The sequence below is a fragment of the Pseudorhizobium banfieldiae genome, from assembly GCF_000967425.1.
Lineage (GTDB): Bacteria > Pseudomonadota > Alphaproteobacteria > Rhizobiales > Rhizobiaceae > Neorhizobium > Neorhizobium banfieldiae.
Window position 1 is genome coordinate 2891690 of the sequence record NZ_FO082820.1, and the last position, 19359, is coordinate 2911048.

The 19359-nt window shown below is 60.1% G+C and carries 21 protein-coding genes; 16 read left to right on the forward strand and 5 right to left on the reverse strand.

Features of this window, described 5'->3' with window-relative positions:
• Positions 1-22: 22 nt before the first annotated feature.
• From NT26_RS14215 to NT26_RS14235, 5 genes are read left to right on the forward strand one after another with little or no spacing between them, the layout of a single operon-like run.
• Positions 23-583, forward strand: coding sequence for a TRAP transporter small permease (locus NT26_RS14215; protein WP_052639610.1), 561 nt, complete (start codon positions 23-25; stop codon positions 581-583).
• Between the two features lie 4 nt (positions 584-587).
• Positions 588-1868, forward strand: a complete 1281-nt coding sequence (locus NT26_RS14220) for a TRAP transporter large permease (protein WP_052639612.1) — start codon at positions 588-590, stop codon at positions 1866-1868.
• Between the two features lie 9 nt (positions 1869-1877).
• Complete coding sequence (locus NT26_RS14225; RefSeq protein ID WP_052639614.1) at positions 1878-2648, forward strand: FadR/GntR family transcriptional regulator; 771 nt, start codon at positions 1878-1880, stop codon at positions 2646-2648.
• 29 nt (positions 2649-2677) lie between these two features.
• The gene (kduI, locus tag NT26_RS14230; protein ID WP_052639616.1) at positions 2678-3526 is read left to right on the forward strand and encodes a 5-dehydro-4-deoxy-D-glucuronate isomerase; all 849 of its coding nucleotides are present in this window, start codon (positions 2678-2680) and stop codon (positions 3524-3526) included.
• A gap of 41 nt (positions 3527-3567) precedes the next feature.
• Positions 3568-3897 carry a cupin domain-containing protein gene (locus NT26_RS14235; protein ID WP_052639618.1) on the forward strand — a complete coding sequence of 110 codons (330 nt, stop codon included), beginning with the start codon at positions 3568-3570 and terminating at the stop codon, positions 3895-3897.
• Between the two features lie 21 nt (positions 3898-3918).
• Here NT26_RS14235 and NT26_RS14240 read toward each other — a convergent pair whose 3' ends face one another.
• Positions 3919-4344 carry a DUF4112 domain-containing protein gene (locus NT26_RS14240; protein ID WP_244467613.1) on the reverse strand — a complete coding sequence of 142 codons (426 nt, stop codon included), beginning with the start codon at positions 4342-4344 and terminating at the stop codon, positions 3919-3921.
• 125 nt (positions 4345-4469) lie between these two features.
• Here NT26_RS14240 and NT26_RS14245 point away from each other — a divergent pair, with 125 nt between their 5' ends.
• The 9 genes from NT26_RS14245 (at position 4470) to NT26_RS14285 (ending at position 13250) form a co-directional block, all read left to right on the forward strand.
• A complete protein-coding gene (locus tag NT26_RS14245; protein ID WP_052642204.1) occupies positions 4470-4658 on the forward strand; it encodes a hypothetical protein in 189 nt (62 codons plus the stop codon).
• A 103-nt stretch (positions 4659-4761) separates the two neighbouring features.
• A complete protein-coding gene (locus NT26_RS14250; RefSeq protein ID WP_052639620.1) occupies positions 4762-5544 on the forward strand; it encodes a DeoR/GlpR family DNA-binding transcription regulator in 783 nt (260 codons plus the stop codon).
• An 80-nt stretch (positions 5545-5624) separates the two neighbouring features.
• Complete coding sequence (gene glpD, locus NT26_RS14255) at positions 5625-7139, forward strand: glycerol-3-phosphate dehydrogenase (RefSeq protein WP_052639622.1); 1515 nt, start codon at positions 5625-5627, stop codon at positions 7137-7139.
• 42 nt (positions 7140-7181) lie between these two features.
• Positions 7182-8264, forward strand: coding sequence for an ABC transporter ATP-binding protein (locus NT26_RS14260; RefSeq protein WP_052639624.1), 1083 nt, complete (start codon positions 7182-7184; stop codon positions 8262-8264).
• Between the two features lie 10 nt (positions 8265-8274).
• On the forward strand, positions 8275-9345 hold the full coding sequence (locus NT26_RS14265) for an ABC transporter ATP-binding protein (RefSeq protein WP_052639626.1): 1071 nt from the start codon (positions 8275-8277) through the stop codon (positions 9343-9345).
• 2 nt (positions 9346-9347) lie between these two features.
• Positions 9348-10214, forward strand: a complete 867-nt coding sequence (locus NT26_RS14270) for a carbohydrate ABC transporter permease (RefSeq protein ID WP_052639628.1) — start codon at positions 9348-9350, stop codon at positions 10212-10214.
• Positions 10215-10224: 10 nt separating this feature from the next.
• Positions 10225-11040: a carbohydrate ABC transporter permease gene (locus tag NT26_RS14275; protein ID WP_052639630.1), complete on the forward strand. Its 816-nt coding sequence runs from the start codon at positions 10225-10227 to the stop codon at positions 11038-11040.
• Positions 11041-11132: 92 nt separating this feature from the next.
• The gene (locus NT26_RS14280) at positions 11133-11462 is read left to right on the forward strand and encodes a DUF2160 domain-containing protein (protein ID WP_065814592.1); all 330 of its coding nucleotides are present in this window, start codon (positions 11133-11135) and stop codon (positions 11460-11462) included.
• 69 nt (positions 11463-11531) lie between these two features.
• The gene (locus tag NT26_RS14285; protein ID WP_052639634.1) at positions 11532-13250 is read left to right on the forward strand and encodes an ABC transporter substrate-binding protein; all 1719 of its coding nucleotides are present in this window, start codon (positions 11532-11534) and stop codon (positions 13248-13250) included.
• A 56-nt stretch (positions 13251-13306) separates the two neighbouring features.
• On the opposite strand, the gene NT26_RS14290 is transcribed toward NT26_RS14285, so the two are convergent.
• Positions 13307-14128, reverse strand: a complete 822-nt coding sequence (locus NT26_RS14290) for a bifunctional allantoicase/(S)-ureidoglycine aminohydrolase (protein WP_052639636.1) — start codon at positions 14126-14128, stop codon at positions 13307-13309.
• 83 nt (positions 14129-14211) lie between these two features.
• Entirely contained in the window at positions 14212-15777 is a 1566-nt protein-coding gene (locus NT26_RS14295; protein WP_052639638.1) for a putative bifunctional diguanylate cyclase/phosphodiesterase, read from the reverse strand.
• Between the two features lie 132 nt (positions 15778-15909).
• Here NT26_RS14295 and NT26_RS14300 point away from each other — a divergent pair, with 132 nt between their 5' ends.
• A complete protein-coding gene (locus tag NT26_RS14300; protein WP_052639640.1) occupies positions 15910-16389 on the forward strand; it encodes a pyridoxamine 5'-phosphate oxidase family protein in 480 nt (159 codons plus the stop codon).
• Positions 16390-16512: 123 nt separating this feature from the next.
• Positions 16513-16782: a DUF982 domain-containing protein gene (locus NT26_RS14305; RefSeq protein ID WP_052639643.1), complete on the forward strand. Its 270-nt coding sequence runs from the start codon at positions 16513-16515 to the stop codon at positions 16780-16782.
• Between the two features lie 92 nt (positions 16783-16874).
• Here NT26_RS14305 and NT26_RS14310 read toward each other — a convergent pair whose 3' ends face one another.
• Together NT26_RS14310 and nspC are read right to left on the reverse strand one after the other, a co-directional pair.
• Positions 16875-18116, reverse strand: coding sequence for a saccharopine dehydrogenase family protein (locus NT26_RS14310; RefSeq protein WP_052639645.1), 1242 nt, complete (start codon positions 18114-18116; stop codon positions 16875-16877).
• A gap of 39 nt (positions 18117-18155) precedes the next feature.
• Positions 18156-19262, reverse strand: coding sequence for a carboxynorspermidine decarboxylase (nspC, locus tag NT26_RS14315; RefSeq protein ID WP_280136216.1), 1107 nt, complete (start codon positions 19260-19262; stop codon positions 18156-18158).
• Positions 19263-19359: the final 97 nt, after the last annotated feature.

Consider the following 19359-nt stretch of genomic DNA (forward strand, 5'->3'; position numbering starts at 1 on the left):
CAAGCACAACCACGAGCACATCATGTCGGACCGTCTTAAACTTGCGGCCGGGCTTCTCGGCCGGCTCAATACACTGGCCCTCTGGAGCGCCGGCATCGGCCTCGTCCTGATGACGGCTTTTGTAGCCTGGCAGGTCTTCTGCCGTTACGTGCTCAACGACTCTCCTAGTTGGACCGAGCCAGGCGCGGTCATGCTGATGAGCTGGTTCATCTTTCTGGGGTCAGCGGTTGGCGTGCGCGAGAACTATCATCTCGGCTTCGACGTCATCCTCTACGTGATCCCCCGTAGCGGCAAGAAATGGCTGCGCATGATCTCTGACGTCGTAGCGTTCGGCTTCGGAGTCGGCATGATCTGGTACGGCTGGGAGCTCATCCTGCTGACATGGAACACGACACTGCCGTCGCTCGGCATTTCAGGTGCCTGGGATTACGTACCGCTGGTGGGCGGTGGGGTACTGATCGTTCTGTTCACCCTGGAGCGGATACTTTTGAGACTTTCTGGCGCTCCTATCGACGACATTCTGGACGAAACGCCGTCTGCGGAAGTGGCGGCCGAACTCGACACTGCCAATGTGAAGGCTTGATGCTATGGAATATTGGATCCTCTTTGGCGTCTTCACCCTTCTGATGCTGATCGGCACGCCGATCGCCTTCTGTCTTGGCGTGGCCAGCTTTGCCACCGTAGCCTATATCGGGCTTCCCCCGCTGGTCGTTTTCCAAAGGTTGAACTCCGGGATGAGCGTCTTTTCGATGCTCGCCATCCCCTTCTTCATCTACGCTGGCGACCTTATGGTTCGTGGCGGCATCGCTCAGAAGATCGTGGCATTCGCGGCGTCCCTCGTGGGCCACATCCGTGGCGGACTCGGTCAAGTCAACATCGTAACTGCGACCCTTTTTGGTGGTATTTCCGGCTCTGCAGTTGCCGAGGCAGCAGCCGTTGGCGGCTTGATGATCCCGCAGATGAAGGAACGAGGCTACGGCGCAGACTATGCCGTGAACGTGACCTCGATGGCGGCGTTGATCGCCCTTCTCCTTCCGCCCTCCCACAACATGATCATCTATTCCATCGCTGCGGGTGGGAAGATCTCCATCGCCGATCTTTTCACTGCCGGCGTTATCCCCGGTCTCCTGTTCGCGCTCACATTGATGGTCACCGCATATTTTGTGGCCCGCAGCCGCGGCTACCCCGTCGAATCATTCCCGGGCTTCCAGATCGCACTACAGCTGGGAGCCGTTGCCATCCCAGGCCTGCTTCTGATCGCCATCATCTTCGGCGGCGTCCGCTCCGGTATCTTCACGGCGACCGAGAGCTCGTGCATTGCCGTTCTATACGCCCTGCTCATCACGGTCTTCGTCTACCGGCAGATGACCTGGGAGGGCTTCGTTCATGCCACCATGGGTGCGGTGCGCACCACCGCAATGGTCCTGCTCATCATCGGCATGGCAGCCGCTTTCTCCTGGCTGATGGCCTTCCTCCGGGTGCCCGCAGCCCTGATCGCCTGGATGAACACCATCTCGGACAACCCGCTGATCATCTTGTTGCTCCTCAATATCCTGATGCTCTTCCTGGGCACGTTCATGGACATGGGCCCGACCATCATCATTGCCACGCCGATCTTCCTGCCGGTGGCGCAGGCCTATGGGGTCGACCCGGTGCACTTCGGGGTGATCATGATCCTGAACTTCGGGATCGGCCTGAACACGCCGCCCGTGGGTGCGGTGCAGTTCGTCGCCTGTGCGGTTGGTAAGATCAGTGTCTGGCAGGCGATGCGCTCCATTTGGCCCTTCTATCTCGCCGGCGTTGCGGTACTCGGCCTCGTCACTTACGTCCCCGCCATATCGCTATGGCTCCCGGGCGTTTTCAAATAGGACGCGGATATGCCTGCAGATCTGACCGTCGCAACCAAGGTTGAACGCAAGCCGAAACTCTCGGCCCACGTCGCCGCGTCCCTGCGTTCCCAGATACTGACGGGCGATATCGGCGTGGGACAGAAGCTTCCGACGGAGAGCCAGCTTACGGAAGCCTTCGGCGTCAGCCGCACCGTCATCCGGGAAGCGGTTGCGAACCTAGCAGCCGATGGGCTGGTCGAGTCTCGCCAGGGCGCAGGTATCTTTGTCTGCGAAAGGCCTGCCATGGCCTTCGCGTCGATCACGCAGGACATCGGGATGAAGATCTCGCATGCCCTCAATGTCATCGAGGTCCGCATGGGGCTCGAGATCGAAAGTGCGGGTCTTGCGGCACAACGCCGGAATGCTGCCCAGGAGGCTGCCATTCAGGAGGCCTTCTTCGAGTTCGACCGGCTGCTTGCCATGGGCGAGGCCACCGGGCGCAGCGATTTCATGTTTCATCGCGCCATTGCTGCAGCCACCAACAATCCATTCTACGTTGAAGTGCTGGATGCCCTGGGCATGCGGGCCATTCCCTGCGACATCACATCTCCCTGGGGCACCGACAGCCTCCTGACGAGGGAGTACCAGGTCATGCTCCAGCGGGAGCACCTGGCCATCCTGAAGGCTATCTCTGCCGGAGATGCCGAGGCGGCGCGTGCTGCAATGCGCGCGCACCTGACAGAAAGCCAGCGACGCTATCGAGATCGGCTGGCGGGTCAGCAGGCGGACTATCGCTTCGGTTCCGCCGCGACGCCCTGAACCACAATGACCATCACAGCGAGGACGCCATGACTGCGAACCATACAGACTATTCCATCCGCCAGGCCTTCGACACGGCAACGGGCGCGCAGATGGGCAGCAGCGCACTTCGCGACAACTTCCACATCGGAAATCTCTTTGTCTCCGGTCGGGTGAACCTCACCTACACCCACTACGACCGGATGGTGATCGGCGGCGCAGTGCCGACAAACGCCGCGCTCGCGCTGGAAACAATCAAGCCGACGGGAACCCCCGGCTTCCTCGATCGCCGCGAACTGATCGTCGTCAATATCGGTGGCAAGGGATCGATCGAGGTCGATGGCGAGCGTCACGCCCTCGGAACCCGCGACATGCTCTATGTCGGGATGGGAAGCAACGTAACCTTTGCATCAGACGACGCCTCCACGCCTGCGAAGTTCTACCTTCTCAGTGCCCCGGCTCACCAGAAGCACCCCACGCAGCTGATCCAGATCGGCGATGCAAAGCGTATCGACCTCGGCAGCAGAGAGACCTCGAACGAGCGCTCGATCTTCCAGTTCATCCACCCAGAAGGTGCAAGAACCTGCCAACTCGTCGTCGGGATGACGCAACTTGCTCCCGGCTCCGTGTGGAACACCATGCCCTGCCACGTTCATGACCGGCGCATGGAAGCCTATCTCTATTTCGACCTGCCGGACACGGCGCGGGTCTTCCACTTCATGGGCGAGCCGACCGAGACACGCCACATCGTCATGGCAAACGAGGAGGCGGTGGTGTCTCCGCCGTGGTCCATCCACTCGGGCTGCGGAACGTCCAGCTACACATTCATCTGGGCAATGGCCGGGGACAATGTCGACTATACCGACGTCGACGCCGTGCCCATGGACATGCTCCGATAGCAGATCCCGGGCATCAGACCGATCAGACAAGGCAGACCGATATGAAGATCTTCGCGCGCAAGGATGAAGGTGACTGGACAGACCTGGGCGGCGGCAATCGCCGCCGCATCCTGTTGCACACCGATGAGCTGATGATGGTGGAGTTTGCTTTCGATGAAGGCGGGGTCGGCGCACCCCACTCCCACCCGCATGTGCAGGCGAGCTATGTCGCCGAAGGCCGTTTCGAGGTAACCGTCGGGGACAGGACTAATGTCCTGTCGGCAGGCGACAGCTTCATAGTTCCGTCGAATGTCGTGCACGGAGTGGTTGCGCTTGAGGAGGGGCGCCTCGTCGACTCGTTCACACCGCACCGGGCCGATTTCCTCGCGTGACACGCCCAGCGATAGCGCAGATCAGCGGCGTCTTGGCTCTGCCAACTCCGCCGCCTCCACATCGAAATGATCGAGGATAATGCCGATATTGCGCTTGTGGGCCTTGAAGTAGACATCGAATACGTCGCCTAGCAGCGGCACGCTTCCGACAGCCGCATCGACAGCAATATTGGTCAGCATTCGCGCCAGCTTGTCTGATGGGACTCCAAGCTTTCGGCCTTCGTTGACGATCGCCAGTCCGATGATCGCGCCGCTCGCATCGCCGATCACCGGAAGCAATCCCAGAAGTGAATCAGCCCCGAAGCGGATGCCGGTTCCGGGTACGCGGACGGCTGTATCGAGAAGCCGGGCGAGATTATTCAGCCGACGCAGTCGCCGAAGCAACTGGATCCGCTCCTCGTGAGACCGGCTGCCGGTACCCCATCCTTCATCGTTCCCAGACATCATGTGCCAATCTCTTGATGCACCACCTCGTCGTCAGGACAGAATGAGGAAACTGGCTGCGGGGTTCCGTTCAAACCGGAACCACAGCCATGGCGATGAGTTATTCTCGCATCCTGATGGAGGAGACAATGGGCATCGAACAGGCACCAACCGAAGAGGGCAAGGAATCCGCCCGTGGTTTGAAAGACAGCAGCAAGGCAGAAGAACGGCACGTTGAAGCCGAGAAAGGCAGCGATCTGGCCAAGGGCGCTGACCGCTTCGAAGAACGTGCGCGCAGCTCCGACGGCCGAAGCGCGGGTGACAAGCAACACGACTGACGAAATCATGAGAGCCAGCTCCGCGGGAACAAGGGCTGGCTTTCGTTTTCTACCTCGTTCATGATGCCGTCGTTTCAATCGAAAGCGACACGAAAGACGGCGCATGTTTCTGACCCCCCGGCAGGAGGAAATCGTCCAACTGGCCAGACTGCATGGGCGAGTCCTGGTCGACGAGTTGTCCAACCGCTTTACCGTCTCTCCTCAGACGATCCGCAAGGATCTGAATGACCTCTGCGACCGCCAACTGCTCAATCGCATCCATGGCGGAGCAACCTTTCCCAGCAGTACCGAAAACATGCAGTACGAGGCGCGACGCCAGATTGCAGCCCAGGAAAAGCAGGCGATCGGGCTGGCGGCCGCCGCACTCATCCCCAACAACGCATCGCTGTTCATCAACATTGGCACTACGACGGAAGCTGTGGGCGAGGCGTTGACCAAGCATCAAGAAATGATGGTCATCACCAATAACATCAATGTTGCCAATCGATTGCGCCTGCTTCCCTCGATCGAGGTGATCATCGCGGGAGGCGTGGTCCGTGCTTCCGACGGCGGCATCGTCGGGGAAGCGGCGGTGGACTTCATCCGCCAGTTCAAAGTGGACTTTGCGGTGATCGGTGCGTCAGCCATCGACGCAGACGGCGCCCTGCTCGACTTCGACTTCCGGGAAGTGAAGGTTGCTCAGGCGATCATCGCCAATGCCAGACATGTCATTCTCGTTTCCGACTCGACCAAGTTCGAGCGAACTGCGCCCGTCCGGATCGCGCAGATCACGCAAGTCCACACCTTCATAACGGATCACTGCCCCGTACCATCGCTTCGAAGGATCTGTACCGAAAGCGGCGTCGCGCTGATCGAAACGGACACCATTCCGAAAACTTTCGTTTGACATTCGTTTTTAGCTCGTATGAACTGTCTCTGACTTTCGTTATTGTCGCCTGATGCGACTTCCGAAATCGTGGGGCGAGCGTGAACGGGCCGGAATTCGACATATTCGTGATTGGCGGCGGCATCAATGGATGCGGGATTGCGCGCGACGCCATCGGCCGCGGATATAAAGTTGCCCTTGCCGAAATGAACGATTTTGGCGCCGGCACGTCCTCCGGCTCCACGAAGCTTATCCACGGCGGTCTGCGCTATCTCGAATACTACGAGTTCAGACTGGTGCGAGAAGCATTGATGGAGCGCGAGGTCCTGTGGGCGATGGCGCCCCATATCATCTGGCCGCTGCGGTTCGTCCTGCCATTCCAGAAGGGCGGCGTGCGGCCCGCCTGGCTGATCCGCCTCGGCCTTTTCCTCTATGATCATCTGGGTGGCAGAAAGCTGCTGCCGCCCACCAGAAGCCTGGACATGCGACGGGATCCGGCTGGGGGCCCGCTGAAGCCGCTGTTTACGAAGGCGTTCGAGTATTCCGACGGCTGGGTGGATGACGCAAGGCTGGTCGTGCTCAATGCACGCGACGCGGCTGACAAGGGTGCCTTGATTCTCGCGCGGACGAAGGTGGTGTCGGCCCGGCGAAGAGACGGCTTCTGGAGCATCGAAATCGAAGACCAGGCGAGCGGGGCAAGGCGCGTGATTACGGCGCGCATGCTGGTCAATGCCGCCGGTCCGTGGGTGGATCACGTGCTTTCCGGCGCAGTGGAGGCGAATGCGCGTCGAAACGTGCGGCTGGTACAAGGCAGCCACATCGTCGTGAAGAAGAAATTCGAAGGACCCCGTGCCTACTTTTTCCAGAACCCCGACAACCGCATCATCTTTGCCATCCCCTACGAACAGGACTTTACGCTGATCGGAACCACCGATCGCGACTTCGAAGGCGACCCGAAGGACGTGAAGATCAGTCAGGGCGAGATCGGCTACCTCTGCTCGGCCGCAAGCGAGTATTTTTCGGAACCGGTGACGGCCCAGGATATTGTCTGGAGCTATTCCGCAGTACGCTCGCTCTATGACGACGGTGCCTCCAAGGCACAGGAGGCGACACGAGACTACGTGCTGAAAGTCGACGAGGCGAATGGCGCCCCCCTGTTGAATGTGTTCGGCGGGAAGCTGACCACCTATCGACGCCTTGCCGAACATGCGCTTGAGAAGATCGGCGAGAAGATCGGCACCAGGGGATCTCCATGGACCGCGAAAAGTCGCCTGCCGGGCGGAGACTTCCCTGTACTAGGCTACGAGGAGCAGGTTCGAGCGTTGGCGGCGGCCTATCCGTTCCTGACTGACGCACATACAAGGCGCCTCGTTCGTTCCTACGGCACGGCGGCAGCCGCGCTGCTGGGAGATGCGCGGAGCCAACGGGACCTCGGTCACCACTTCGGCAGCGACCTCTATGCCCGCGAAGTGGACTGGCTGATGACGCGGGAATGGGCATTTCGCGCAGAAGACATCTTGTGGCGCAGGACCAAGCAGGGACTGCGCCTGTCGCAGGAAGAAACGAATTTTTTGGAGGAATACATGGCTGCTGTGCCGGCGAGGTCCGTCGGCTAACGCGCATGTGGTTCCCCGCGGTGGAGGAGGCCCGGGAGCCGAATGCTGGAACTTCGAAATGCCGAGAAAGTGGTGGCGGATGAGTATCATATTCATCCGACCAGCCTCAGCCTTGAACGGGGCACGCTGAACGTCCTGCTTGGACCGACGCTCTCCGGCAAGACGTCGCTCATGCGGCTGATGGCTGGATTGGACGTCCCCACCAGCGGCACGATCCATTTCGACGGTGTCGACGTCACGGGCGTTCGCGTGCAGGACCGCAATGTCGCGATGGTCTACCAGCAGTTCATCAACTATCCGGCCATGACCGTCTACGAGAACATCGCCTCGCCCATGCGCATTGCCGGCAAGGACCGCAAGACCATTGATCGCGAGGTGCACCGCGCGGCCGAACTGCTGAAGCTCACACCCTATCTCAAGAGGACTCCGCTCAACCTGTCCGGCGGGCAACAGCAACGCACTGCTCTGGCGCGGGCGCTCGTTAAGAATGCCAGCCTCGTGCTGCTTGATGAGCCCCTGGCAAATCTGGACTACAAGCTGCGGGAGGAGTTGCGCGAGGAACTACCTAAGATCTTCGCGGAGTCCGGCGCAATCTTCGTCTACGCCACGACAGAGCCTTCCGAAGCGCTTCTGCTCGGCGGTAATACGGCGACACTTGCCGAGGGCCGGGTGACGCAATTCGGCGAGACGATCAAGGTGTATCGGGAGCCGGCCGACCTGGTTTCGGCGAAAACCTTCGCAGATCCACCTCTGAACACCATCGACGTCGCCCGCTACGGTGACGATTTTCTCCTCGGTGAGCAGAAAATCCTCCCGGTCCCGATGCACCTGACCGGCATCCCCGACGGACCGGTAACTGTTGCCTTTCACCCGCATCACCTTTCACTGAAGCCGCGGCCATCCAGCGTTCCCTTGACGGCACGCACGCAGGTTTCGGAGATCGCAGGCTCCGAGAGCTTCATCCATCTGGAGTTTTCGGGAGCACGATGGGTGCTGCTGACCCACGGCATTCATGACATCGACCCCGACCAGCCGATCGATTTCTTCCTGGACGCCCGTCACCTGATGGCATTCGACCCCAGGAGCGGTCGCTCCTGGGCGGGTGCCGCCCACGAAGAGATGTGAGGGAGCGGACATGGCACGCATCAATCTCGACCATATCCGCCACGCCTACGGCGCCAAGGCCAAGGCCGCGGGCGACTACGCGCTCAAGGAGGTCCATCACGAGTGGGACGACGGCGGCGCCTACGCGCTGCTCGGGCCGTCGGGATGCGGCAAGACCACGCTTCTCAACATCATATCAGGCCTGATTCATCCGACCCAAGGGAAGATCCTGTTCGACGGGGCGGATGTAACCCACCTCACCACGCAGCAGCGCAATATCGCGCAGGTCTTCCAGTTCCCGGTGATCTACGACACGATGACCGTCTACGACAATCTGGCATTCCCGCTGCGAAACCGGCGTGTACCGGAGGCTGAGGTCAGGAAGCGGGTTGAAAACATCCTGGAGATGACTGACCTTGCCGGCATGGCGACGCGCCCCGCGCGAGGGCTGACAGCGGACCAGAAGCAGAAGATCTCGCTCGGTCGAGGCCTCGTTCGCTCCGACGTCAATGCGATCCTCTTCGACGAACCCCTCACCGTGATCGACCCTCACATGAAGTGGGTGCTTCGGTCGCAATTGAAGCGACTGCATCGCCAATCAGGCTTCACCATGGTCTATGTGACCCACGACCAGACCGAGGCGCTGACCTTCGCCGACAAGGTGGTGGTCATGCATGATGGTCAGATCGTCCAGATCGGGACGCCCGCAGAACTCTTCGAACGTCCGAGCCACACCTTCGTCGGCTATTTCATCGGGTCGCCCGGCATGAATGTCATGCCGGTCTCAATCGTAGGTGCCAATGCCGTCGTCGGCGACCAGACGATCCCGCTCTCAGGCACGCCCATGGTGCAGACGCCGCAGAGGCTCGAGCTGGGCATCCGGCCGGAGTTCATACGTATCTCCCGCGACGGCATGCCGATCACAATCGCCAAGGTCGAGGATATCGGCCGGCAGAAGATCGTGCGGGCCAGCTTCTGCGGACAGCCGATTGCCGTGGTGGTGCCGGAGGATGAGGAGATCCCGTCCGAGCCAAGGGTTCACTTCGATCAAGCTGCAATCGGCATCTATGCCGATTCCTGGCGCGTCGAGCTTGGAGGCTGAGCATGGAAAAGACATGGAACAACAAGGCCTGGTTCCTGGTCCTCCCGGTCCTGCTGCTCGTGGCATTCTCTGCAGTCGTGCCGCTAATGACGGTTGTGAACTACTCCGTCCAGGACACGTTCGGCAACAATGCCTTCTTCTGGGCCGGCACAGACTGGTTCGTTGACATCCTGGAATCGGACCGTTTCTGGGATGCGCTGCTACGCAACCTCATCTTCTCGCTGACGATCCTCGCCATCGAGATACCGCTCGGAATATTCATCGCGCTGAACATGCCGAAGCACGGCATCGGCGTGCCGGTCTGCCTCGTCCTGATGGCTTTGCCACTGCTCATTCCTTGGAACGTTGTCGGCACCATCTGGCAGGTCTTCGGGCGCGTCGATATCGGCTTCCTTGGCCACTACCTCCGTGTCCTCGGGGTGGACTACAATTATACACAAGATCCGGTAGACGCCTGGGCGACCGTCATCATCATGGATGTCTGGCACTGGACGAGCCTCGTCGTTCTCCTGTGCTATGCAGGCTTGGTATCAATCCCGGACGCCTATTATCAGGCAGCCCAGATCGACGGTGCCTCCCGCTGGTCCGTCTTCCGATACATCCAGCTTCCGAAAATGAAGCGGGTGCTGCTGATCGCCGTCCTCCTGCGCTTCATGGACTCGTTCATGATCTACACCGAACCCTTCGTGGTGACGGGCGGCGGACCCGGCAACTCCACGACGTTCCTGTCGATCGACCTGGTGAAGATGGCGGTGGGTCAGTTCGACCTCGGACCGGCGGCGGCAATGTCGATCATCTACTTCCTGATCATCCTGCTGCTGTCATGGGTCTTCTATACCGTCATGACCAGTCACGACACGCAGCGATAGGAGGTTTGCGATGAGCTCGAACATCAAGCCGCGCTGGTCCTGGATCGTCCCGACCGTCTATATCATCTTCCTCATCCTGCCGATCTACTGGCTCGTCAACATGAGCTTCAAGACGAATGCCGAGATCCTCGGCCCCTTCTCCCTTTGGCCACAGTATCCGACACTCCGGAACTATTCGGTGATCTTTACCGACCCCTCCTGGTACAACGGCTACATCAATTCGATCATCTATGTGGTCCTGAACACGATCATCTCGGTCACCGTCGCCCTTCCCGCGGCCTATGCCTTCTCGCGATACCGGTTCCTTGGCGACAAGCACCTGTTCTTCTGGCTCCTGACGAACCGGATGGCCCCGCCGGCGGTCTTCGCGCTGCCGTTCTTTCAGCTCTATTCCGCGTTCGGCCTGATCGACACCCATATCGCCGTCGCAATCGCCCACTGCCTGTTCAACGTGCCGCTGGCGGTCTGGATCCTCGAAGGCTTCATGTCGGGCGTCCCCAAGGAGATCGACGAGACCGCCTATATCGACGGTTACTCCTTCCCCCGCTTCTTCGTGAAAATCTTCATGCCGCTCATCGCCAGCGGCATCGGTGTCGCCGCATTCTTCTGCTTCATGTTCTCGTGGGTCGAACTGCTGATCGCCCGGACGCTGACGACGACGGACGCGAAGCCTATCGCGGCGACGATGACCCGCACTGTTTCGGCCTCAGGGCTTGATTGGGGCGTTCTCGCCGCTGCCGGCGTGCTCACGATCATTCCCGGTGCCTTGGTCATCTATTTCGTTCGCAACTACATCGCCAAGGGCTTCGCCCTGGGGAGAGTTTGATGTCGAAAGCTCACGATCACTCAAGCCGCCGCTGGCCCGTCGCACTCGCTGCCGTTCTGGTCGTCTATGGGGTTGTCGCCGTGTCGCTGGCCATGTCGCTTCCGGTGAAGGACGGCGCGCGCGACTGGACGGCGCCGCTCATACCGGGCGGCTGGATGGCCTGGTCTTTCCCGACGGCGATGTTCTTCCTCACGATCTTCGCGTTGCTCGCCTGCATGGCGGTCTGGGAATATGCGCGACCTGGAGGACATCCACGAATTGGCATCCTGCGTTTCGAGACGACCCGGGGCGACCGGCTGTTCATCTCGCTGCTCGGCTCTGCCTTTATTCACCTCGCGTGGCTGGGTCTGTCCGACCTCAGCCTCTGGTGGGCTCTTGCCGTCAGCATTCTCTACGCGATGGTCGTGTTCAGAACCGTCTGACGCAAGCAATACGGAGGCGGTCGCCTGCCTCCGCATGAGTAAGTGCAATCGCAACCTTGGGAGGATGATATGCGAAGGCATCTGATGACAACAACGGCAGCGGTGCTGCTGGCAATGGCAGGGTCTGCATTTGCAGGCATGGAGGAAGCCAAACAGTTCCTGGACGCGGAAATCGGCGACATGTCTTCGCTTTCCCGCGAAGATCAGGAAAAGGAGATGCAGTGGTTCATCGACGCGGCCCAGCCGTTCGCGGGAATGGACATCAAGGTCGTCTCCGAAACCATCACGACCCACGAGTATGAATCGAAGGTCCTGGCTCCTGCGTTCACGGCGATTACCGGCATCAAGATCACCCATGACCTGATTGGCGAAGGCGATGTTGTCGAAAAGCTGCAGACACAGATGCAGTCCGGCGAGAACGTCTACGACGCCTATGTCAACGACTCCGATCTGATCGGCACCCACTGGCGCTATCAGCAGGCACGCTCCTTGACTGACTGGATGGCAAACGAGGGCAAGGATGTCACCAATCCCATGCTGGATCTGGAGGACTTCATCGGCCTGAAATTCACCACGGCGCCGGATGGCGACCTCTACCAACTGCCCGACCAGCAGTTCGCCAACCTCTACTGGTTCCGCTACGACTGGTTCAACGACGAGAAGAACAAGGCGGACTTCAAGGAGAAGTACGGCTACGATCTCGGCGTGCCGGTCAACTGGTCGGCTTATGAGGACATCGCCGAATTCTTCACCGGACGCGAGATCGACGGGAAGAAGGTCTATGGCCACATGGACTACGGCAAGAAGGACCCGTCGCTTGGCTGGCGCTTCACCGATGCCTGGCTGTCCATGGCCGGCAACGGTGACAAGGGTCTGCCGAACGGTCTTCCGGTCGACGAGTGGGGCATCAAGGTCGACGAGAACTCGCGTCCGGTCGGCTCCTGCGTCGCGCGTGGCGGCGATACCAATGGGCCGGCGGCGGTCTACTCCATCCAGAAGTATCTCGACTGGATGAAGGCCTATGCACCGGCTGCCGCACAGGGCATGACCTTCTCCGAATCCGGGCCGGTACCCGCTCAGGGTGAAATCGCCCAGCAGATGTTCATGTACACGGCATTTACCGCCGACATGGTCAAGGACGGGCTGCCGGTGGTCAACGAGGACGGCACGCCGAAGTGGCGGTTCGCGCCTTCGCCGCATGGCGTCTACTGGAAGGAAGGCATGAAGCTCGGCTATCAGGACGTCGGTTCCTGGACGCTGCTGAAGTCGACGCCGGACGATCGGGCGAAGGCGGCCTGGCTTTATGCTCAGTTCGTCACGTCCAAGACGGTCGATGTGAAGAAAAGCCATGTCGGGCTGACGCTCATTCGCGAAAGCACCATCCAGCATGAGAGCTTCACCGAGCGTGCGCCCAAGCTCGGCGGCCTGATCGAGTTCTACCGTTCGCCGGCCCGCGTGCAGTGGTCGCCGACCGGGACGAACGTTCCGGATTACCCGAAGCTCGCCCAGCTCTGGTGGCAGGCGATCGGAGATGCCTCGTCCGGCGCAAAAACTCCTCAGGAAGCCATGGACTCGCTTTGCGCCGAGCAGGAGAAGGTCATGGAGCGTCTTGAGCGTGCAGGCGTTCAGGGCGACATCGGCCCGAAGCTCGCTGAAGAGCACGATCTCGAATATTGGAACGCCGAAGCGGTGAAGGCCGGCAATCTCGCTCCTCAGTTGAAGATCGAGAACGAGAAGGAAAAGCCGATCACCGTCAACTACGATGAGCTGGTCAAGAGCTGGCAGTAACGCGTAAGCTCGGGGGCCGGGCCAATCCGGCCCCCGAGCAGCCTCGACGACCGTCGCTACCAGAGCGGTACGTGACGGTTTACGTCCTTGTAGAGAAGATAGCGGAAGCGGCCAGGTCCACCCGCATAGCAGGCCTGTGGACAGAAGGCTCGCAGCCACATGAAGTCACCAGCCTCGACCTCCACCCAGTCCGCGTTGAGCCGGTACACGGCCTTCCCCTCGAGAACATAGAGCCCATGCTCCATCACATGGGTCTCCATGAAGGGGATCGTGCCGCCAGGTTCGAACGTGACAATATTAACGTGCATGTCGTAGCGGACGTCGGCAGGATCGATAAATCTGGTTGTCGCCCATTTACCCTCGGTATCTGGCATGGCGACCATCTGCTGCTCGCCCTCATGCGTGAATATGGCGGGCGGGGGTGCAAGACCGTCCACCGCCTGAAACACCTTACGGATCCAATGGAACCGGACTGCCGATCCGGAATGGTTCCGCACGCTCCAGGAACTGCCTGCCGGCAGATAGGCAAATGAGCCGGTCCGAAGCTGGTGGGCCCCGCCATCCAGTTCGACAATCATCTCGCCTTCAGTGACAAAGAGTGCCGCCTGAGCCCGGCTGTCCGGCTCCGGACGCAGGCTACCGCCTCCGGCTTCGACCTCCATAACATACTGGGCAAAGGTCTCTGCAAAACCGGTCATTGGCCGGGCGATGATCCAGGCGCGGGTGTTATCCCAATGGGGCAGGATGCTGGTGACGATGTCGGTCATGACCGACCGCGGGATGACGGCGTATGCGGTCGTGAAGATGGCCTTGCTGGAGAGGAGTTCGGTCTGCCCGGGAAGACCGCCGAGCCGTGAATGGTAGGTGCTGTCGTTCATTGCCGATCCGTTTCGCGCTGACATCGGCAACCTGCTTAAGCGGCGGACCGAAATCATGCAATCCCACCGCAGGATGCCGTTCGCTAACCGGTCGCCAGCACCTGACGTCGGTCGGAAAGATAGGTCACAACATCTTCCGCCGGCATGGGCCTGCCGAGCAGGTAGCCTTGCCCGAGATCACAACCCTGACTTACGAAATGAGCCAGTTGGCGGTGGTCCTCAATACCTTCCACGGTCGTCTTGGCATGAAGGCTGCGGCTGAGGCCCAGCATCGCCTGGATAACCTTCTCCTGCCGCTCGTCGGTGCCGCAGGCGGCGACGAAGCTCTTGTCGATCTTGATCTTGTCAAATCGGAAGCGCGCCAGTTGCGAGAAATTGGAGTAGCCGGTGCCGAAATCGTCCAGAGCAATCTGAACGCCCCTGCTGCTCAGGCTGTCCATGATGTGAGCGGCGAGATCCGGGTCAGAGACCAGAGCATTTTCCGTGATCTCCAGTTCCAGCCGTTCGGGCGGAAAGCCGACTTCGTCCAGGATGCCGATGACACGGGTCGGCAGCATGCGGTCTTCCATCTGCACCGGCGACAGATTGAAGGAAAGCCCCATATCCTCAGGCCATGACCTTGCCGCCTCGCAGGCCTCGCGCAGCAGCTGCTGGAACAGAGGCGTGATGAGGCCTGACTCTTCGGCCAAGGGGATGAAGACGTTCGGGGGTACGAATTCTCCATCTTCGTTCTTCCACCGTGCCAGCGCTTCAAAGCCGCATACGTCGCCGCTGCGCAGGTCCACGAGCGGCTGATAGAAGGCCCCGATCGACCCCTTGTCGATTGCCCGGCGTAATTCACCTTCAAGCTTGGCACGCCGGCTGACCTTGGCCTGCATCTCTGGCTCGAAGAGAACGTGATTGTTGGGACCCCGCCCCTTTGCCTCGTACAGCGCGATATCGGCAACATGGGAGACCTCCGCCAGCGTGGCGCCATGTTCCGGCAGGCGGGCATAGCCGATGCTGGCGCCCACCTCCGCAGTAAGGCTGCCGATCCGAACCGGTCTCGTGATGGACTGGATCAACAGCTCCGCAAAGCGTTTCTCCTTGGCTTCCGAGAAGTGGCGACCAATGGCGATGAACTCGTCTCCGCCGAAACGAAAGACGCAATCCTGCTCCGCCAATGCGCAGATGCGACGCGCCACTTCCTTCAGCAGGACATCCCCGCCCTGATGCCCCATCAGGTCGTTGACCTTCTTGAAGCCATCCAGGTCTATGGCGTAGACGGTCGCGAACGGAGCGTCGGTGGCGGGCTCCGAAGCGTCATCCAAACGCATGTTCGGTGCCAGTTCGCAACGATCGAAGGCGTAGCGATTGGGCAGCTTGGTGAGATGATCGCGGGTGGCGATGTAGTCGGCCCGACGTTCTGCATCACGTCTGCGAAGCATCTCGTCCTTCATGTCGAGGATGCGAAGCAGCGAGTAGACGATGCTGACCCCCCCTGCGACGTTCGCCATGACCAGGGCAATTGCAACGCCCTTCCCATTGGCCGTGCCGAGATAGTCGACGATCTCGCGCATGAAAACCATCGCGAGGCCCCACAGCACGATGGCGGCAAGGCAAGTATAAAGGAACTGCGTACCCGCGCGGCTGTTGAGAAACTCACTCATACTAGAACTCCACCCGCGTCAGAGGGTATCAGCAATTGCTGAACGAGAAGTTCACGAATGAGGTGTGGCGATCAGGGCCGGAACCGATGGCAGGTTTCTGGGTTCTCCGAACTGGCAAAAGGAGACCCAGGAATGACCAGTCACAACGATACAGCGAAGGTGTGGGACCTCATCGATAAGATCGGCTTCTGCATGCTCGCCACACAGGATGGCCGCGATATCCGCTCTCGGCCGATGTCCGCTTACACGAAGAGGCGGGATGGCGCCGTTTACTTTCTCACCGACGTCGCCAGCCACAAGGACGAGGAAATTTCCCGTTGGCCCAACGTGTGCCTCGCATTTGCTGACACCAAGGGCCAGAGCTACGTGTCGGTTTCCGGTGCTGCAGAGGTCTCCAACGATCGTGAGTTGATCCGGGAGATCTGGTCGACCCCGGCCAAGGCCTGGTGGGACAGTCCTGATGACCCGTCCATCCGCGTGCTCAAGGTGAATCCCTCGTTCGCTGAGTTCTGGGACAGCCCGGGTACCGTCGTCAGCTATATCAAGATGGCTGCGGCTGCTGTCTCGAGCACTCGCCCCGAGATGGGCGAAAACGAGAAAGTGAAGCTATAGTATTCGCAACATCGGCCAGCGGCGTCCGATGCTGCTGGCCGATATTTGCCGCAGATAATTTTCCTGGTGCCGCAACCTTTCCCCCAGAGTCACGTTCATCAGCCCGCAATCTAGGGTACTGCAATGAACATGATGATCACGACCAGCGACGTCCGCTGGCTTTCCCCGGTCCGCGTCCGCATCGGCTATGGTTTTCCGGAAACCATCAGAGGCCCGCGAGAGGCCCTCGCCTACCTCGACTTCCGCTGGCCGGCGATCCATGGCCACTTCTATCGGCAGGCCAAGGAGGCATGCTTGGGCGCACTGAGCGACAGCCGCCAAACCCAGATTGCCCGGGACTGCTTCGTCGAGGCGTGCGTCGAGGCCCGGATGCTGGACGAGCACTCGGCCTGAACGGTACCGGCGAGCCGTCCCGAGCGGTTTCAGGAAACGAAAATGCCGCAACGACGAACGTTGCGGCACCCCGTAGTCACGGAAGCAATCGATCAGGAAAACGAGAGAGGACGCTCGCCCTCCTCGTCGCGAATCCAGGTCGGCAAGCCGATGTTGTTGAGGATGTTGAGGAAAGGCTTCGGCGGCAATTCCTCGACGTTGGCCATCTTCTTCACGTCCCATTCTCCGGTGGCGACCAGCATGGCTGCCGCAACCGGCGGGACGCCGGCGGTATAGGAGATGCCCTGAGAACCGACCTCGTTATAGGCTTCCTTGTGGTCGGCGACATTGTAGATGAACACCGTCCGTTCCTTGCCGTCCTTGATGCCCTTCACGAAGTCGCCGATGCAGGTCTTGCCCTCGTATTCCGGAGCAAGCGAAGCAGGGTCCGGAAGGCAGGCCTTGACGACCTTGAGCGGAACGACCTCCGAACCGTCGGCGAGCTTCACTGGCTGCTCCGAGAGCAGGCCGATGTTCTTAAGGACGGTGAAGACGTTGATGTAGTGGTCGCCAAAGCCCATCCAGAAGCGCACATCGGCGCCATCCATGTTCTTGGCAAGCGAATGCACTTCGTCATGGCCGCAGAGATAGGCGCGGCGCGTGCCGACGACCGGCAGGTCGTAGTCCTTGCCGATCTCGAACATCTTGTTGGTCTGCCACTGGCCGTTCTGCCACGAGTAGACGACGCCGGTGAATTCGCGGAAGTTGATTTCCGGGTCAAAGTTCGTGGCGAAATACTTGCCGTGGCTGCCAGCATTGATGTCGACGATATCAACGTCGGTTACCTTGTCGAGATAGTCGTCCTTGGCAAGGCGGGCATAGGCATTGACGACGCCCGGATCGAAGCCGGCGCCGAGAATGGCGGTGATGCCCTTCTCCTCGCATTCAGCCGCACGCTTCCACTCGTAGTTTCCATACCATGGCGGCGTTTCGCAGATCTTGTTCGGCTCTTCATGGATTGCCGTGTCGATATAGGCAACACCCGTATCAATGCAGGCGCGCAGCACCGACATGTTGAGGAAGGCGGTGCCGACATTGATGACGATCTGGGAGTTGGTCTTCTTGATCAGCGCCTTGGTGGCTTCGATATCCAATGCGTCCAATGCATGCCCTTCCAGCACGCCCGGCTGCTTCATCGCCTTCTTTTCATGAACGGAGGCGATGATGGCGTCGCACTTTGACTTCGTGCGGGAGGCGATATGGATATCGCCCAGCACATCGTTGTTCTGGGCGCATTTGTGCGCCACCACCTGGGCGACGCCGCCGGCGCCGATGATGAGGACGTTCTTTTTCATAATGGGGACCAACTCCTTCGTGTCCAATCGTCAGAAGCCTCAGGAGAGGCTTTGTTCGTAGTCCGCGTAGTCGAACTCGCGGACCGTCCTGATGCTGCCATCCAGTTCGCGGATGGCGATTGACGGCATTCTCACGCCGTTAAACCAGTTTTTCTTGACCATCGTGTAACCGGCCGCATCCTGGAACGAGATGCGGTCGCCGACCTTCAACTCCTGCTCGAAGTCGAACTCGCCGAAGATGTCACCGGCAAGACAGGATTTGCCACAGATCATGTAGCGGTGCGGCCCGGTGTTCGGCGCCACCTTGGCGCTCTCCCGGTAGATGAGCAGATCGAGCATATGGGCCTCGATGGAGGAGTCCACGATCGCGAGGTTCTTTCCGTTGAACAGGGTGTCGAGAACGGTGACTTCGAGCGTTGTCGACTTGGTGATTGAGGCCTCGCCAGGTTCCAAATAGACCTGCACTCCGTATTCACCGGCAAAGCGCTTCAACCGCTCCGCAAACTGATCGATCGGATAATCATCACCGGTAAAATGGATGCCGCCCCCCAAGCTCACCCATTCCGCCTTGCGGAGCAACGGCGCAAACCTCTCTTCGATCTGGCCGAGCATGCGGTCAAACAGCGAAAAGTCGCTGTTTTCGCAGTTGTTATGGATCATGAAGCCGCTGATGCGGTCCATCACCTGCTCGACCTTCGAAAGATCCCACTCCCCGAGACGCGAAAACGGACGGGCCGGATCGGCGAGATCGAAGCTGGAGGACGAAACCTGCGGGTTCAGCCGCAAGCCGCGAACGATGCCTGCGGCGTTGTCCGCGTACCGCTCGAGCTGGCTGATGGAATTGAAGATGATCTTGTCGGCATGGCTGACGACTTCATCGATCTCGTAGTCGGCATAGGCCACGGAGTAAGCATGTGTCTCCTTGCCGAACCGCTCATGGCCGAGGCGCACCTCGTTCAACGAGGAGGAGGTCGTGCCGTCCATGTACTCCCGCATGAAGTCGAAGGCCGACCAGGTCGCGAAGCATTTGAGGGCGAGAAGCGCCTTGGCCCCCGAAGCCTCACGGACCCGCGCAATCCGCTCCATGTTGCGCAGCAGGAGGGACTTGTCGATCAGGTAATACGGGGTCTGGATGCCGTCGTTCACAACTGCCTCGGAACTTGGTCGCTAGAAAGGGGGGCGAATACCCCGGATCGTCACGAGACTCAAGCAAAGCTTCCTGAGGCCGATCAACCTAGGGGCC

Excerpts from the sequence above, each read along its gene's own strand:
- NT26_RS14215 (WP_052639610.1), top strand. The coding sequence starts at position 23 with ATGTCGGACCGTCTTAAACTTGCGGCCGGGCTTCTCGGCCGGCTCAAT.
- NT26_RS14220 (WP_052639612.1), top strand. The coding sequence starts at position 588 with ATGGAATATTGGATCCTCTTTGGCGTCTTCACCCTTCTGATGCTGATC.
- NT26_RS14225 (WP_052639614.1), top strand. The coding sequence starts at position 1,878 with ATGCCTGCAGATCTGACCGTCGCAACCAAGGTTGAACGCAAGCCGAAA.
- kduI (WP_052639616.1), top strand. The coding sequence starts at position 2,678 with ATGACTGCGAACCATACAGACTATTCCATCCGCCAGGCCTTCGACACG.
- NT26_RS14235 (WP_052639618.1), top strand. The coding sequence starts at position 3,568 with ATGAAGATCTTCGCGCGCAAGGATGAAGGTGACTGGACAGACCTGGGC.
- NT26_RS14240 (WP_244467613.1), bottom strand. The coding sequence starts at position 4,344 with ATGATGTCTGGGAACGATGAAGGATGGGGTACCGGCAGCCGGTCTCAC.
- NT26_RS14245 (WP_052642204.1), top strand. The coding sequence starts at position 4,470 with ATGGGCATCGAACAGGCACCAACCGAAGAGGGCAAGGAATCCGCCCGT.
- NT26_RS14250 (WP_052639620.1), top strand. The coding sequence starts at position 4,762 with ATGTTTCTGACCCCCCGGCAGGAGGAAATCGTCCAACTGGCCAGACTG.
- NT26_RS14260 (WP_052639624.1), top strand. The coding sequence starts at position 7,182 with ATGCTGGAACTTCGAAATGCCGAGAAAGTGGTGGCGGATGAGTATCAT.
- NT26_RS14265 (WP_052639626.1), top strand. The coding sequence starts at position 8,275 with ATGGCACGCATCAATCTCGACCATATCCGCCACGCCTACGGCGCCAAG.
- NT26_RS14270 (WP_052639628.1), top strand. The coding sequence starts at position 9,348 with ATGGAAAAGACATGGAACAACAAGGCCTGGTTCCTGGTCCTCCCGGTC.
- NT26_RS14275 (WP_052639630.1), top strand. The coding sequence starts at position 10,225 with ATGAGCTCGAACATCAAGCCGCGCTGGTCCTGGATCGTCCCGACCGTC.
- NT26_RS14280 (WP_065814592.1), top strand. The coding sequence starts at position 11,133 with ATGTCGCTTCCGGTGAAGGACGGCGCGCGCGACTGGACGGCGCCGCTC.
- NT26_RS14285 (WP_052639634.1), top strand. The coding sequence starts at position 11,532 with ATGCGAAGGCATCTGATGACAACAACGGCAGCGGTGCTGCTGGCAATG.
- NT26_RS14290 (WP_052639636.1), bottom strand. The coding sequence starts at position 14,128 with ATGAACGACAGCACCTACCATTCACGGCTCGGCGGTCTTCCCGGGCAG.
- NT26_RS14295 (WP_052639638.1), bottom strand. The coding sequence starts at position 15,777 with ATGAGTGAGTTTCTCAACAGCCGCGCGGGTACGCAGTTCCTTTATACT.
- NT26_RS14300 (WP_052639640.1), top strand. The coding sequence starts at position 15,910 with ATGACCAGTCACAACGATACAGCGAAGGTGTGGGACCTCATCGATAAG.
- NT26_RS14305 (WP_052639643.1), top strand. The coding sequence starts at position 16,513 with ATGAACATGATGATCACGACCAGCGACGTCCGCTGGCTTTCCCCGGTC.
- NT26_RS14310 (WP_052639645.1), bottom strand. The coding sequence starts at position 18,116 with ATGAAAAAGAACGTCCTCATCATCGGCGCCGGCGGCGTCGCCCAGGTG.